This window comes from Psychrobacter sp. S4(2024) (genome assembly GCF_036861305.1).
Taxonomy (GTDB): domain Bacteria; phylum Pseudomonadota; class Gammaproteobacteria; order Pseudomonadales; family Moraxellaceae; genus Psychrobacter; species Psychrobacter cryohalolentis.
Window position 1 is genome coordinate 720,301 of sequence record NZ_JAZAQR010000001.1, and the last position, 14,792, is coordinate 735,092.

15 protein-coding genes are annotated in these 14,792 nt (G+C 43.1%); 11 read left to right on the forward strand and 4 right to left on the reverse strand.

Annotated elements, in window-relative coordinates; translation table 11 throughout:
• Positions 1–142 precede the first annotated feature (142 nt).
• Positions 143–808, reverse strand: coding sequence for a TetR/AcrR family transcriptional regulator (locus VLA57_RS03095; RefSeq protein ID WP_011514234.1), 666 nt, complete (start codon positions 806–808; stop codon positions 143–145).
• A 336-nt stretch (positions 809–1,144) separates the two neighbouring features.
• On the opposite strand from VLA57_RS03095, the gene uraD reads away from it, so the two are divergent.
• The 11 genes from uraD to VLA57_RS03150 all read left to right on the forward strand — a co-directional run bounded on the left by uraD (position 1,145) and on the right by VLA57_RS03150 (position 12,007).
• A complete protein-coding gene (uraD, locus tag VLA57_RS03100) occupies positions 1,145–1,666 on the forward strand; it encodes a 2-oxo-4-hydroxy-4-carboxy-5-ureidoimidazoline decarboxylase (RefSeq protein WP_020444093.1) in 522 nt (173 codons plus the stop codon).
• A gap of 38 nt (positions 1,667–1,704) precedes the next feature.
• Positions 1,705–2,073, forward strand: coding sequence for a hydroxyisourate hydrolase (gene uraH / locus VLA57_RS03105; protein ID WP_011514236.1), 369 nt, complete (start codon positions 1,705–1,707; stop codon positions 2,071–2,073).
• Between the two features lie 207 nt (positions 2,074–2,280).
• Positions 2,281–3,630, forward strand: a complete 1,350-nt coding sequence (locus tag VLA57_RS03110) for a urate hydroxylase PuuD (protein WP_133105093.1) — start codon at positions 2,281–2,283, stop codon at positions 3,628–3,630.
• 146 nt (positions 3,631–3,776) lie between these two features.
• On the forward strand, positions 3,777–5,288 hold the full coding sequence (locus VLA57_RS03115; protein ID WP_133105094.1) for an NCS1 family nucleobase:cation symporter-1: 1,512 nt from the start codon (positions 3,777–3,779) through the stop codon (positions 5,286–5,288).
• 100 nt (positions 5,289–5,388) lie between these two features.
• Entirely contained in the window at positions 5,389–6,369 is a 981-nt protein-coding gene (gene puuE / locus VLA57_RS03120; RefSeq protein WP_011514239.1) for an allantoinase PuuE, read from the forward strand.
• Between the two features lie 224 nt (positions 6,370–6,593).
• Positions 6,594–7,136: an ureidoglycolate lyase gene (locus VLA57_RS03125; protein ID WP_011514240.1), complete on the forward strand. Its 543-nt coding sequence runs from the start codon at positions 6,594–6,596 to the stop codon at positions 7,134–7,136.
• Between the two features lie 114 nt (positions 7,137–7,250).
• On the forward strand, positions 7,251–8,087 hold the full coding sequence (locus VLA57_RS03130) for a bifunctional allantoicase/(S)-ureidoglycine aminohydrolase (protein WP_333954332.1): 837 nt from the start codon (positions 7,251–7,253) through the stop codon (positions 8,085–8,087).
• A gap of 256 nt (positions 8,088–8,343) precedes the next feature.
• Positions 8,344–8,619, forward strand: a complete 276-nt coding sequence (locus VLA57_RS03135; RefSeq protein ID WP_011514242.1) for a Trp family transcriptional regulator — start codon at positions 8,344–8,346, stop codon at positions 8,617–8,619.
• Positions 8,620–8,680: 61 nt separating this feature from the next.
• The gene (locus tag VLA57_RS03140) at positions 8,681–10,099 is read left to right on the forward strand and encodes an anthranilate synthase component I family protein (protein WP_133105097.1); all 1,419 of its coding nucleotides are present in this window, start codon (positions 8,681–8,683) and stop codon (positions 10,097–10,099) included.
• A 32-nt stretch (positions 10,100–10,131) separates the two neighbouring features.
• Positions 10,132–10,779, forward strand: coding sequence for an anthranilate synthase component II (locus VLA57_RS03145; RefSeq protein WP_133105098.1), 648 nt, complete (start codon positions 10,132–10,134; stop codon positions 10,777–10,779).
• Positions 10,780–11,050: 271 nt separating this feature from the next.
• Positions 11,051–12,007 carry a DMT family transporter gene (locus VLA57_RS03150; protein WP_333954333.1) on the forward strand — a complete coding sequence of 319 codons (957 nt, stop codon included), beginning with the start codon at positions 11,051–11,053 and terminating at the stop codon, positions 12,005–12,007.
• 111 nt (positions 12,008–12,118) lie between these two features.
• Here VLA57_RS03150 and VLA57_RS03155 read toward each other — a convergent pair whose 3' ends face one another.
• The 3 genes from VLA57_RS03155 to VLA57_RS03165 all read right to left on the reverse strand — a co-directional run bounded on the left by VLA57_RS03155 (position 12,119) and on the right by VLA57_RS03165 (position 14,509).
• A complete protein-coding gene (locus tag VLA57_RS03155; RefSeq protein ID WP_011514246.1) occupies positions 12,119–12,862 on the reverse strand; it encodes an amino acid ABC transporter ATP-binding protein in 744 nt (247 codons plus the stop codon).
• Positions 12,863–12,935: 73 nt separating this feature from the next.
• Entirely contained in the window at positions 12,936–13,673 is a 738-nt protein-coding gene (locus VLA57_RS03160; RefSeq protein WP_133105100.1) for an amino acid ABC transporter permease, read from the reverse strand.
• A complete protein-coding gene (locus VLA57_RS03165) occupies positions 13,673–14,509 on the reverse strand; it encodes an amino acid ABC transporter substrate-binding protein (RefSeq protein ID WP_011514248.1) in 837 nt (278 codons plus the stop codon). Before VLA57_RS03165 ends, VLA57_RS03160 begins: the two co-directional genes overlap by 1 nt.
• Positions 14,510–14,792: the final 283 nt, after the last annotated feature.

Sequence of the window (14,792 nt, forward strand, 5' to 3'; positions counted from 1 at the left end):
TTCTAAGACAATGTAAAAGACTTTGCTGAGTGACAAAAGAAAAGGATTGCCTTGATGATAAAGCGCTAATTAGCAGCGATATCGTTAAAGCAATCCTTTATGCGTCAAGCCATTTAGTAATAGCAGTTGTTCCAATCTACCACTACTCGAGTCCACAACCTCGTAGTATAAAAGGTATTAAGAAGTCAGCAGCGCGTGCCTCGTCTGTCTCATCATACGCGCTCTTTTGCATTAAGCCCACGATTTCTGTTTCAAACTCTGCATAGCGCTGCGTGGTTGCCCAAATCAAAATCAATAGCTGTAAAGGGTCAGCAATGGCGATTTTGCCTTGCTCATGCCATATCTTCATGACTTGTGTTTTATCCAGTGCCCAATCTTTCATCGCCGTCGACATAAAATCATGTAAATGCGGGGCACCGCCGATGACCTCTAACGCAAATAGCTTATGGCGATTTGGGTTTGCAAATGCTTGATGCAATTTGGTGCGGACGAACTTTTCGATAACGGTTCTCGGATCGCTGTCTACTGTCATCGTCACCAAGCCATCATTCCACTCTTGAATGATGGCACGCAAAACTACTTTGTACAGATTGGTCTTACTTTTAAAATAGTAATGCACATTGGCTTTTGGCAGCCCTGCTCGATCGGCGATACCTTGCATGGTGGCACCGCGATAGCTTTTCAGCACAAACTCTTCTTCAGCGGCAGTCAAAATCACCGCTTGGTTTTGGGCACGAATATCATGCTGATTGCGATGAACCACGCTCTCAGAGGCGGATGAAGCTTTTGCTTTAGAAATTTGAGTCATAGGTTGCACCATTAGACATTTATATCAGTAAGTACCATATTCTAGCGTGACTTTAAGATAAACTGTGAATAAACACACTGATTATTAGCATATCTAGTAAAAAATAAAAATATTTTGCATAAAGTAGTTGACCATTTAGTCAGGTTTAAGCAGAATGGATATATATTAACCAATTATGACTCAATCGATACTACTTTCACCTGAGTTTTTCCCTGAGTTAAGTAATCAACAGACTAATATCAGCACACGATACTGTCTGTACCTTATAAATTCATATCACTCAAATGATAAATGTGTATCCGTCAACACTTTGTGTCAACAGATAAGGATATCACTGTGAGCTTATCACTAGCGCAACTGAACGCCCTCTCGCAAGCCGATGCGACCTCAGAATTTCTAACATGCTGTACCAGTAGCCAATGGGCGCAAACCTTGGCAGACGCACGTCCGTTTGCAGATATAAAAGCACTATTGAGTGCAAGCGATGACGCATGGCAACAAGCTAAAGCGGATGAAGCTAACTTGCTAGAAGCCTTTGATGGTCACCCACAGATTGGCAATGTCGACTCATTAAAAGAGAAGTATCGCAATACGCAAGACAGTGCTGCTCATGAGCAATCAGGCGCCAATGACGCTGAAGATGCGGTACTTGAAGCGTTAGCACAAGGCAATCAAGACTATCTCGATAAATTCGGCTTTATCTTTATTGTCTTTGCAACTGGTAAAAGCGCGCAGCAAATGCTTGATCTATTGCAAGCACGCCTGCCAAATGATCGCGAGACTGAATTGCTCAATGCGGCTACTGAACAAAATAAAATCACGCGTTTGCGTTTACAAAAACTGTTAGGCGACGCTTAAATCTTGCTTTGTCTCTCTCATACATAAAAGGAATTATTATGTCAGGTACTCTTTCATCACATATTTTAGACACCCATCTTGGCAAGCCTGCCGCTGACATCGCAGTGACGTTACATCGTATTAGTGCCAGTGGCGAGCCATCATTATTGGCAAACGGTGTCACCAACGCTGATGGTCGCGTGACGCCAGATAGCTGGGCATTTAACCCAGAAATTGATATTGCCGAGTATCATTTAGATATCGGTCGCTATACGCTGACCTTTGATACCCAAGCATATTTTGATACGCAAAACCTCACAGTATTTTATCCGCAAGTGGTCATCGATTTTATGATACAAGATAACGGTCACTACCATGTGCCGCTACTGCTTAGCGCACACGGCTACGGCACTTATCGCGGATCATGATTTTATAGCTTTATGACTCGAAACCTTATAAAACAAGGCTAAACGAGTGCTGGAAACTTTAAACACCTGACAATGAGGTCAGTGATTTAAGACCAAATGAATAATGCTGGTATCGCTACGTTGTATCACAATCTTTTATAATAACGAAGGTGAGCAAAAGTCGTTACGAGTTACCAAGATATAATAATATAAAAGGACATTGACAACATGGGTGCATATCTTCTCGATTGGCTAAGCTTATTTTTCCGCTGGTTTCACGTTATCGCTGGTGTAGCATGGATTGGCGCATCATTTTATTTCGTATGGCTAGATATGAGTCTTCAGAAGCCACCAGAATGGAAAGCCAAAAAAGGCATTTCAGGCGATCTTTGGGCAGTACATGGTGGTGGTTTCTATGAAATTGCCAAATACAAGCTCGAACCTGAAGAGATGCCAAAAACGCTGCATTGGTTTAAGTGGGAAGCCTACACCACATGGCTAACCGGTATGGCGATGCTCATTATCGTCTACTACATCAATGCCACAGCTTACTTGATTGATCCGAGCAAAGTTGATTTTGGTAGCAGTGTTGGTGCTATATCGACCAGTCTACTGTTCTTATTCGGTAGTTACTTTATTTATGAAGTCATTGTCCGCAGCAATGTCGGCAAAAATAAACTGGCTTTCAGTATCACTATCTTTGTACTCATGATTATCGCCACTTGGGGCTCATACCAGCTGTTTAGTGATCGTGCATCCTTTATCCATGTCGGTGCCATTTTAGGTACTATCATGGCAGGTAATGTCTTCTTCGGTATTATGCCGGCTCAGCGCGCACTTGTAGATTGTGTACGCCGCGGCGTAAAACCAGGTCCAGAAGTAGCAGATTTGGCATTGATGGCCAGAAACCGCTCATTGATGAATAACTATTTTACCTTGCCGCTCATCTTTATCATGATTAGTAATCACTATCCAATGATGTATTCACATGCGCATGGTTGGTTAATATTGGTATTCATTGGTGTCATCACGGCAACAGCTCGTCATTACTTCAACGAAAAACACTTGGGTCGCCATAGACCAAAATTCTTAGTGATTCCTGCGATAGCAACCGTACTATTGATTATCTGGATGCGTCCAGCACCTATCGAGCCATTACCAGTTTCTCCAATCAAGACGCCTGCTGTCACTGAAGTAGCACCGACAGATACACCGCCTGCTGCTGTCACTCAAGATACAAATACGGTAGCACCTGCTACTGCTACAGAGGCTGATCCCAATGCGGTTGCTGGCGGAACTGCCGCTACCGACGAAGTAATAGCTGTTGCTCCTTCAGCTGACAACGCTATCATGAAAGTAGTAGAAGCAAAATGTAGCGTTTGCCATGCGGCACAACCAACACAAGCTGGATTTAATGCGCCGCCAGCGGGTATTATTATCCAAACCCCTGCAGACATAAAAACTCATCAAGCTAAGATTGTGACTGCCGTACAAAGTGGCTATATGCCACTGGGTAATATCACTCAGCTAAGCGATGAAGAGCGCCAACAACTGGTCGCTTATGCTTCAGGGTTATAAATGAGCATTCTAGACAAAGAAGAGTAAACGCTGATCAAACAATTATCTTGACCAATGAGCTAGACATCCTTAAAGTGTTAACAATAAACATTAATAAGTGTTAACAATGTTTATTTCGATTGATTCCAATCTAAAGGGAGAAAAGGATGTCCACTGCGAATAAGCAAGGAAGTCAGCTCAGTACTCAATCTAATAGCGCGCTCTATGATTGCAATACCTTTAATCCAGAACGCAAAAACTCAAGATTATATAATGAAGATCTTGCCCCACTACAGCCTGAACAGCGTAATTGGGGTTGGTTTGCGATATTTAATGTTTGGTCCAATGATATTCAGAGCTTATTCGGTTATACCTTAGCGGCCTCCTTATTTTTGAGTTATGGACTGAATGGGTGGTGGGTCATGGCAGCGATTATCTGCTCAGGATTCATCGTCATGCTGATGGTCAACTTAACTGGTAAACCCAGTGTCAAATATGGCATCCCTTTTCCAGTCTTGATACGTGCCAGCATGGGTATCAATGGCGCTAACTTACCTGCCATCTTACGCGCTATTATCGGTATCTTTTGGTACGGGGTGCAGACCTACTTTGCCTCAACTGCAGTTGCCATCTTGTTGACTATTGTCATAGGTAGCCCAGATACGACATTTTTAGGCTTGAATAGTACCGCTTGGATTGCCTTTGTCATCGTTTGGGTATTTCAGATTTTACTGTTTTGGGCAGGCATCGAGCCGATCAAGCACTTTTTGAATTGGGCAGGACCGCTAGTCTATGTCGTTATGGTCATCTTGATGGCCGTCATCTGGTATCAATCAGGCTCTGAGTTGTTACCTGCGATTAACTCTATCTTCGCTAGTGGCAGCGATTATAGTGGAAATTCCATACAGGCATTTACTGCTATCGTCGGTACGATGGTTGCTTATTTCGCAGCAGTCGTCATCAACTTCGGTGATTTCTCACGATTTTTGCGTAGTGAGCGCGATATGCGCTTGGGTAACTTACTCGGTTTGCCGATTAACATGGTATTTTTCTCGTTCATCGCCTTGGTCATTACCGCTGGAACCCTAGTAATATTTGGCGAAGCATTGACCAATCCATCGGATATTGTTGATCGTGTGGATTCTCTACCCTTGACCATCATTGCAGCGCTGACCTTCTTTGCCGCAACCGTCGGTATCAATATGGTTGCAAACTTTATTCCCCCTGCTTACGATTTGGCTAACTTATTTCCTAAGCATATTAACTTTCGCATGGGCGGTTTAATTACTGCTGTTATCGCCTTTTTCGTTGGTGCATTGTGGCTATCATTCATCAGTAAGATCGGTATTGTCGGTTTTGTAAATACTATTGGTGCGGTTATCGCTCCATTCTTTGGTATCTTAGTCATCGATTATTACCTAATTAAACGTCAACATATCGATATGAATGACTTATTTTCCGCTCAACCAACTGGTGCTTATTACTACTACAAAGGCTGGAACATCCGTGCGCTTATCGCCTTTGCAATCGGCGCTTTATTCTCTATCGCCACGGTATTGATACCCGCACTGACTAAGCTTGAAGGTTATGGTTTCTTATTAGGCGCGGCAATAGGTGGCATCGTGTATTGGGTATTGATGCGCCCTTATGCAGTAGATCCTGACACCATAGTAGAATAAGGCAGTGAAGTCAGAAAGATGAAGTGCAATAGTAGAATAAAAAATAGTTATTACATTTCTAATAGATCTATTACTCTGTTTTTATAAAGGATAAAACACCATGAAAAAAAAGATAACCAGCGACTTTGATCAAGCCGCTTATCCACGCGATTTAAAAGGCTATGGCGACCATCCACCCAAAGCCAATTGGCCGGGCGGCGCTAAGATTGCCGTACAGTTTGTGCTAAATATCGAAGAAGGCGCAGAGAACAGTGTCTTGCATGGCGACGGTCAGTCAGAACGTTTTTTATCAGATGTTTTAGGTACGCCAGAATTTAACAACCGCCATCAGTCGATTGAGTCAGCCTTTGAATATGGTAGCCGAGTGGGTGTTTGGCGCGTACTAGATACTTTTAAAGAATATGGTTTACCTATTACTACCTTTACTTGTGCAGCCGCTGCCGAAAAAACACCGCATATTGTCGAGCGCATTCTAGAAGATGGTCATGAAATTGCCAGTCACGGACTGCGCTGGATTACCTATCAATATATGTACCGCGAGACCGAGCGTGAACATGTACGCCGCGCCACTGAAATATTTGAGCGGATGGTCGGCAATCAGCCTCTTGGCTGGTATACCGGTCGCGATAGCCCAAATACTCGCGAGCTGGTCGCAGAACAAGGCGGCTACATTTATGACTCTGACTCTTATGCTGATGAGCTGCCGTACTGGCTCAACGTTAAAGTAGAAGAAGGCAACAAAATTGCTCGCAAACCGCATCTGGTCATTCCTTATACGCTTGAGACCAATGACATGCGTTTTTCTTCAAGTCCTGGGTTCACCAATGCTGAACCTTTTTATCAATACTTAAAAGACAGCTTTGACACTCTATATGAAGAAGGTCAAGACACTCCCAAGATGCTAACCATTGGTTTGCATTGCCGCATCATTGGTCGTGCTGGTCGCATTAAAGCGCTTAAACAGTTTTTACAATATATCACCAGTAAACCCGACGTTTGGATCTGCCGCCGCGATGAAATCGCCAAGCACTGGTATGAAAATCATCCAGCCACGGCTGATAACACCGCCAACTGGATGTAGCCGTAACAACAATCATAAGACGTATAATCATATTAATAAGCACGTACGTAGTAGCAACCACGTAAGCTAACGGATGATACGCTCAAGGTAGTTGATACCTGAGTGCTGTAATTGCTTAAAAACGATATCTTATGTCCGGTATTTTCTTATCTCAAATAGATCTATCACTTAATAAGTTGCTAGAACAAATAAATAATATTGCTAATTAATCTAAAGGTGAACTTATGAAAACCACAATCATTGCTAAACCTTTAACTAAAGCTGCTTTTGCTCCTTACGGCTCAGTGATTGAGCCTTATGATGATCAAGAAAAGTGTCCTGAAAACAGCTGGGATATCAATCGTGGCTTTGCGTGTCGTCATAATGCTATCTCAAAAGTCACTCATGATGGCGGAGAAGTCGGTTTTAGTATTTTCCGTACTAAAAGACGTGACTGCCCTATTACGTTATCGGTGATGGAATACCATCCATTTGGCACGCAAGCGTTCTTTTCTATGAATGGCACAGACTATATAGTGGTTGTGGCAAAAGCTGGCGATGCGCCTAAATCAGCTGATGATTTAGAAGTGTTTTATGCTCATTCGCATCAAGGTGTACAGTATGATGCCAATGTTTGGCATCATCCGCTACTGGCGCTAAAAGCGGATTGTGACTTTTTAGTGATTGATCGTATCAACGGCGAGGGTAATAACTGCCATGAATTCGAGATTGATGATTGGGAAGTTTGCATTGATATATCTGCTGAGCAAGCTAAAAATCAGGCTTAATGGCTATCGTCAACTGATGAAAAATTGTGCTAATGTCAGAGCATTAATCGCATAAAAAATCAAAGGTTCAGACACAAATTTATCGCGGCACCAAACCCCTAAGGAACACGAACCATGACAACAAAAAGTACTTATTACGCACCAACTGGCGGATTGCCTCCACAAACACAATTACTATCCGATCGCGCTATCTTCACCGAAGCTTATGCGATTATTCCTAAACGTGTACTAACCGACATCGTGATTAGTTATTTACCTTTTTGGACAGGCATGCGCATGTGGGTGCTTGCACGTCCTTTAAGCGGTTTCTCTGAAACCTTTTCACAATATATCGTCGAAGTTGCGCCTAATGGCGGCTCAGAAAAGCCTGAGCTAGATGCAAATGCCGAAGGTGTCGTATTCATCGTTGAAGGTGAAATGGATATGACTATTGAAGGCGTGTCGCATCATCTTGAAGCCGGTGGTTATGCATTTTTACCACCTGGCTGCAAATGGATGCTGAAAAACAATAGCGATAAGCACGTTAAATTCCATTGGATACGTAAAGCCTATCAGCACTGTGAAGGTATTGATGTGCCTGAAGCGTTTGTAACTAGCGATCACGATGTTGAAGCTATTGAGATGCCGGGTACTGATGGCGTATGGACAACCACCAGGTTTACCGAGCAGTCTGATATGCGTCACGACATGCATGTGAATATCGTCACGTTTCAACCAGGTGGCGTGATTCCATTTGATGAAACGCATGTTATGGAACATGGTTTGTATGTATTAGAAGGTAAAGCCGTCTATCACTTAAACGGTGAATGGGTAGAAGTTGAAGCAGGTGACTTTATGTGGCTGCGTGCATTCTGCCCACAATCTTGTTACGCTGGCGGACCGGGTCCATTTAGATACTTACTATATAAAGATGTGAATAGACATATGCCGTTTATTCGTCCAGTAAAATAAGCAATATAAAGGCATAATCGTTCATTCGAATCTATCATTCATTGTCCTTTAGAACACCAGCAAAATTTTTAATAGTAAAGCCAGCTCATTACGATTAGCTGGCTTTTTATTTTTATGCTGAAGTTAATATTTTTAAACAGCGCTTTAATCATGCAATGCTAAAACATTCATCACTTTACTTGTTTTTTATGTACTACTGTACTAGAATACTGAAACAAGATAGCCACTTACCTTTTTTTTATTAAGATTAAATATTATGAGCACTGACCCTTATCGTAGCTTGTTGACGCATTTAGCCCATTGCAATGACAGTAATGATATCGATGAGCTATTAACAGCGCTACTAACGACTAAAGAGCAACACGAGATTGCCAATCGTATCTGTATTTTTGATTTGCTCGAGCGTGGCATCACCCAGCGTGACATCTCCGAACAGTTGGGCGTTGGCATCGCAACGGTCTCTCGCGGCGCCAAAGCCATGCAAATTCACGATGTAAGCGCACTGCTAGCCACCCACAGACAAGACAATTAACGCCAAGAATGTTAGCTGAATTTATTTTATAAGACCTATTTGAATTACTTTGGACCTCATTATGACCTCTCCTACACTACAATATGACCAGCCTGCTACTATTGATATTCCAAGCAAGCCGCAGCGGATAAAGCTGACGCAAGATATTGATTTTTTCGCGTTATTTAAACGTATTGAACGGGTTTTCGATACCTGTTATTTGCTCGAATCCTTGGGTGAAGACAGCCATATGTCACGTCACCATGCCATTGGTTTTGATCCGGTGATGACCATTGCAGCCATCGACCGCACAACGCTTGCTATTACCGATAATAAAACCGCTGAAACCAAACATTATCAGACTGACAATCCTTATCAGCTTTTACGTACTATTACTCCGCAGCACGTCATCGCCCGTGAGCAAAGTGGCGGTCTTGTCGGCTATCTAGGCTACGACTGTGTCAATTTCTTTGAGCCAAGTCTTAATGCCAAGCCAAGCGATGATTTTGAACCTTTCAAATTTGGTGTTTATCTAGATGGCTTGACGCTCGATAAAATGACCGGTGAGATATTCTATTTTTATTACCCAACCGCTCAGCAAGACAATCGCATCGAGCAAATCAAAGCCTTACTTGATGCACCTATCCCAAGCTATAAACCGCCTACCGTAGAGTTTTTAGGTGATGGTATGAGTCAAGAAGAGCATGCTAAAGTCGTCATGCAAGTCAAAGAAGACATCATCTCTGGGCGCATCTTTCAATGTGAAGTCGGCTTTAAATCCAAATATCGTATTGCGGGCGATAAGATGCCAATTTATGAAAAGCTACGGGCAGTCAATCCATCACCCCATATGTATTTTATGAAATTTGCTCAGCAATGCATCATCGGTGCCTCACCTGAATTGCTATTTCGCTTGCGTCAGGGCGAGATGGAGACCTATCCGCTCGCAGGTACAGCCAAGCGCGGTGTTGATGTTGCCGAAGACCGCAAACTTGCGCGTGCCCTACTGAATGATGCCAAAGAGATTGCTGAGCACAATATGCTGGTCGATTTGCATCGCAATGATATCGGACGCGTCGCACAATTTGGTACGGTAAAAGTGCGTAATTTGATGGATATCAAACGCTTCTCACACGTACAGCATATCTCCTCTGAAATCGTCGGTATTCTGCATCCCGATGAGGATATGTTTAGCGCACTTGCCAGCAACTTCCCTGCCGGCACATTGTCAGGCGCACCAAAAGTTGAAGCGATAAAAGTCATCAACGAGCTTGAACCAGATGGTCGTGGTGCTTATGGCGGCGCATTAGGATCCTTTAACTTTAACGGTGATTGTATTTTTGCTATTCCTATTCGCAGCTTATTTATCAATGGTGAATCGGCCTATGCACAGACTTGTGGCGGCAATGTGTACGATTCCAATCCTGCTGATGAATATCTAGAAATCCAGCGTAAGCTTTCTGCTATGAAAGTGGTACTAGACAGCTTTATGAACCCATAACCACATATAATTTATCAAAGAGTTGGCTACCCATGAATGTTTTAATTATCGATAATTACGACTCATTTACTTTTAACCTTTATCAATATATCGGTGAGATCTTGCAGACGATGGACAGTGATAAACAAGCAAATGTCATCGTCAAGCGTAATAATGAAATCACCTTAGCAGACGTACAAGCGATGAGTCTTGACCGTATTATTATCTCACCCGGTCCTGGGTCACCTGATGATCCTGCCTATTTTGGCATTTGTGCCGAAGTGATTGAAGTGATGGGCAAAACGACGCCACTACTGGGCGTTTGCTTAGGCATGCAGGGCATTGCTCATGTATTTGGCGGTGATGTGATACGCGCAAGTGTACCGATGCATGGCAAGGTTTCAGCCATTCGTCATGATGGTGCGGGCATTTATAATGATTTGCCGCAGCATTTAGAAATCATGCGCTATCATTCATTGATGGTACAAGCAGATACGCTACCAAATTGTTTGACTGTCACAGCTGTCGTCGCTAATGATGAACATAACGATTTAGAGTTGACTGAATCGGCGCTGGCTGGTGATGAGATAATGGGTGTGCAGCACAAAGACTATCCGATTCAAGGCGTGCAGTTTCACCCAGAGTCATTTGCGACCGAAGGTGCCAAGCGTTTATTGACGAATTTTTTACTTCAGGTGTAAATCACGATGCTTAAGCTGGTTTGGAGGATATAACGCTAAAGGGTAATAAGCTGAAGTGAAGCCTGCATCTAACTCAAATAAATTGCATTTTATGCCTAACTGACTTGTGTTAGTACTTAATTAACGCTTTAATGATAGACTGAAAAAATAAACAAAAGGCAGCCTTTAATCAGGTTGTCTTTTGTTATTTCAGCATATTATTAAGTAATGAGCCAGAAGGCTTGGACCGCTTATCCTTTGAACCTGGTAACAAATAAAAATAGAGAGCGATATGGCACATACCGATAGCGCAATGTCAGCACGGCAGTCATGGATAGGCACCATTCAAATCATTACAGCCGCTGTCTGCTGGGGTACTTTAGGGATATTCTCAACCTACCTAAACCAAATCGGCTTTAGTGGCTGGCAAACGACCATTTTACGTATCGTGACCGCCGCTCTTATTATCCTCGTTATGCTACCAAAACTATGGCCAAAGCTAATAAAGTTGCGTCCAAAACAGTGGCTCGGACTGGCACTACAGTCGTTGATTGGTGTACTCGGTATGTCGGTTTGCTATTTTTTTGCCGTTATCTATGTCGGTGCTGGTCCTGCCGTCGCCTTGCTATATACTGCGCCCGTTTTTAGCTTATTATTTTCCGCATTCTTACTTAATGAATCCATTACTCGGCAGTCAGCCCTACTGGCACTCATGGCAGTATTTGGTGTCGGCTTGAAGATGTTAGGTGAGCAGGCGCAAGTCAACTGGGGTATTGCATTAGGTTTATTATCAGGCGTATGTTATTCCCTATATGGGGTATTGGGTAAGCGCGCTATGCATGACGCGCACCCTGCTCCTTTAGTATTTTTTACCTCTATTATCATCAGTGCTGGCATACTGCTACTACTACTACTACTACCTGAAACCTATAACACTTATGGACAATTACTAACTTTACCTTTATCTACTTGGGGCTATGCATTAGGATTGTCTTTGATTGGAACCGTCGTACCCTTTGCACTTTATATGAAGGCATTAGAGAAGCTCCCTGCCACCCGTGCATCAGTGTTTACTATCTTTGAGCCTCTAACCGCGATTGCTTTGGCAACGCTATTACTGCATCAATCATTATCTTGGATTCAATATGTCGGCGTCATACTCATACTGCTAGCAGCTTTATTTAACGCTGTGCTAAATGGTACTACTACTCGCGTACCACGTTGGCTAAAAAGACGGCAAAGGATTTAGTCGATATCCTATAATCACTTTTAATAGCCTTAGATTTCTTTCTGTTGAATCAAAAAAAAGCCCCTACTATGAATATAGTTGGGGCTTTTTATTTAGCATCTTTTAAGCTTATTACTGTTCAATACGCTGTAAAAACGCTTGCGTACGCGGATGCTTAGAGTCCTCGAATAACTGCTTAGCACTGCCCTCTTCGACAATTTTACCATCTTCAATCAAAACCACATGATCAGCGACATCGCGGGCAAAATTTATTTCATGAGTAACAACAACCATCGTCCAACCTTCTGATGCCAGCTGTTTCATGGTTTCAAGCACATCTTGTACTAGCTCAGGATCAAGCGCAGACGTTGGCTCATCGAATAGTAGTAAAGACGGCTCAATCGCCAATGCACGAGCAATACCAATGCGCTGCTGCTGACCACCCGATAGCTGAAACGGATAGAGATCTGCCTTATCAGACAAACCCACTTTATCGAGTAATGCTAATGCCTGCTCGCGTGCTTGCGCTTTACTTTGCCCTTGTACCACCGTAGGTCCAAGCATTAAGTTTTCGATGGCTGTCTTATGTGGAAATAAATTATAAGATTGAAACACCATACCCGACTTACGTTGCAGCGCAAGTAAGGTTTTTTTCTTAGGTTTAGTGGCAAAATCGACCGTCAGGCTGCCATCATCAAAAGCGATGATACCTTGATCTGGAATTTCAAGCGCATTCAAACACCGCAAAAACGTCGTCTTACCAGAACCTGATGGTCCTAATATGACCACCACTTTGCCCTTTTCGATGGTCAAGTCGATACCTTTAAGCACTTGATTGCTCCCAAAGGCTTTATGAATATTGGTGACTTGAATCATAAGACGTCCACTTGCAAATTAAAAAACACATGGGTTAAAGGGGCGAGAAATATATCATGGGTTGATAGCGATATTATTTGGCAACATAACGATCAAGACGCGTTTCAAGCCTACCTTGGATAAAGGTCAAAAACAGACAAATACCCCAATAGATAATGGCCGCTTCGATATAGACCAACATAAACTCATAGTTACGCGCGGTGATAATCTGCGCTTGTTTAAACAGCTCAGTCACCAATACGAGCGATGCTAGCGAAGTATCTTTTACCAGACTGATAAAGGTATTAGATAGCGGCGGTACGGATACGCGTAGTGCCTGCGGCAAAATAACATGGCGAAAGGTCTGCAAATACGTCAAGCCGACAGTCGAACCAGCTTCCCACTGTCCTTTTGGAATAGACAAAATGGATGCGCGCACCGTCTCTGACGCATAAGCACCAATATTTAGCGAAAAAGCGATGATCGCTGACGGAAAAGGATCAAGCTTGACCCCAACACTCGGTAAACCATAAAAGATAATAAATAGCTGTACCAGCATCGGCGTGCCGCGAATGGCAGACACATAGATGCGAGCAAGTCTATAGACAATCTCATGAACCCAACCAGCACGCGGCACGATACGAATCAGTGCCACGGTCAGCGCAATTGCCATACCGATCGCAAACGATATCAATGCCAGCGGTATCGAATAATAGATACCGCCTTTAAGCATCGGCCAAAAAGACGAGATAACAATCTGCGCCCGATCAGGACTCATAAACGGCAATAATGCCAATAAATCTGCTAACACTGACGTTATAGAAGCTAGCATTATTTTTGTTGACTTATATCAGCACCAAAGAATTCTTGGCTCAGTTTGGTGAGCGTTCCATCAGCGGCCAATGCTGCCATGGCTTCGTCTAATTTTGCCAATACCGCATCATCACCTTTTATCAATACCAAGCCTGAACCGGTTTGCTCACTAACAGGGGCCGTCAATTTAATCTCAAGCGCCGCATCTGGGAATTTTTTTAGATAATCCAAAATGGCAAGATTGTCATTCATGGTAAAGTCAGCGCGATCTTGTTTGACCAGCTGGATCGCTTGAGCCATACCATCAACAGGGATGACTTCAGCTTGATAACGCTCTGCAAGCTCACCATAGTTGCTGGTCAAGGACTGAGCACTACGTAGACCTTTTAAAGCCTCCCACGAGCTATAACGGTTATCATCTTTTGGCGCTAAAACCACTGCGCCTGACCAGCTATACGCTTGCGCTTTATCATATTTTGCTAAACGCTCAGGCGTGGTCAAGCTGACTTGGTTGGCAACCATATCAAAACGCTTGGCGTCCAAACCTGCGAGCATTGCATCCCACTGGGTTTCTTGAAACTCAACTTTAACGCCCAGTTTGTCAGCAACGGCACGCGTCACTTCGACATCATAGCCGGTCAGTTTGCCGCTCTCATCATGATAAGTGAATGGAGGATAAGTGCCTTCGGTACCGACGTTGATAGTGCCGCCGTTATTGATACGCTGTAGCAAATCAGAACCGCCACTTGCAGCGGTATCAGTTGCCTTGGTTTCAGCATCATTGGTAGGTGATTGACCACAAGCGGCAAGCAATACGGTACTTGCGGCAAGGGCTAAAAGCGTGCGACGTTTCATAAGACGTCCTTATCATAGTGAGTAAATAAAAGTGACTGAGTCAAATAAAGCAAAATATGTCCTGCCAATAAAATCGTACTGAAGAACAAGCAGATATCATCATAAATATCTGCTTGGTATTATTTGACTGTGACTGCTCAATTTGAGGATACACAGCATATTTTTCAATGCTGGTTTTATTTTATTCTTGAAAATTTGAGGCATTTTATGACAAATACTTATTCTAAATCTGCCCATTAGACACCTGCTCATGTGTATATTAACGCAATTTAGAAAGAATAAA

Excerpts from the sequence above, each read along its gene's own strand:
- VLA57_RS03140 (WP_133105097.1), top strand. The coding sequence starts at position 8,681 with ATGACCTCTCCTACACTACAATATGACCAGCCTGCTACTATTGATATT.
- VLA57_RS03150 (WP_333954333.1), top strand. The coding sequence starts at position 11,051 with ATGGCACATACCGATAGCGCAATGTCAGCACGGCAGTCATGGATAGGC.
- VLA57_RS03160 (WP_133105100.1), bottom strand. The coding sequence starts at position 13,673 with ATGCTAGCTTCTATAACGTCAGTGTTAGCAGATTTATTGGCATTATTG.
- VLA57_RS03165 (WP_011514248.1), bottom strand. The coding sequence starts at position 14,509 with ATGAAACGTCGCACGCTTTTAGCCCTTGCCGCAAGTACCGTATTGCTT.
- VLA57_RS03110 (WP_133105093.1), top strand. The coding sequence starts at position 2,281 with ATGGGTGCATATCTTCTCGATTGGCTAAGCTTATTTTTCCGCTGGTTT.
- VLA57_RS03145 (WP_133105098.1), top strand. The coding sequence starts at position 10,132 with ATGAATGTTTTAATTATCGATAATTACGACTCATTTACTTTTAACCTT.
- VLA57_RS03155 (WP_011514246.1), bottom strand. The coding sequence starts at position 12,862 with ATGATTCAAGTCACCAATATTCATAAAGCCTTTGGGAGCAATCAAGTG.
- uraH (WP_011514236.1), top strand. The coding sequence starts at position 1,705 with ATGTCAGGTACTCTTTCATCACATATTTTAGACACCCATCTTGGCAAG.
- puuE (WP_011514239.1), top strand. The coding sequence starts at position 5,389 with ATGAAAAAAAAGATAACCAGCGACTTTGATCAAGCCGCTTATCCACGC.
- VLA57_RS03115 (WP_133105094.1), top strand. The coding sequence starts at position 3,777 with ATGTCCACTGCGAATAAGCAAGGAAGTCAGCTCAGTACTCAATCTAAT.
- VLA57_RS03125 (WP_011514240.1), top strand. The coding sequence starts at position 6,594 with ATGAAAACCACAATCATTGCTAAACCTTTAACTAAAGCTGCTTTTGCT.
- VLA57_RS03095 (WP_011514234.1), bottom strand. The coding sequence starts at position 808 with ATGACTCAAATTTCTAAAGCAAAAGCTTCATCCGCCTCTGAGAGCGTG.
- VLA57_RS03130 (WP_333954332.1), top strand. The coding sequence starts at position 7,251 with ATGACAACAAAAAGTACTTATTACGCACCAACTGGCGGATTGCCTCCA.
- VLA57_RS03135 (WP_011514242.1), top strand. The coding sequence starts at position 8,344 with ATGAGCACTGACCCTTATCGTAGCTTGTTGACGCATTTAGCCCATTGC.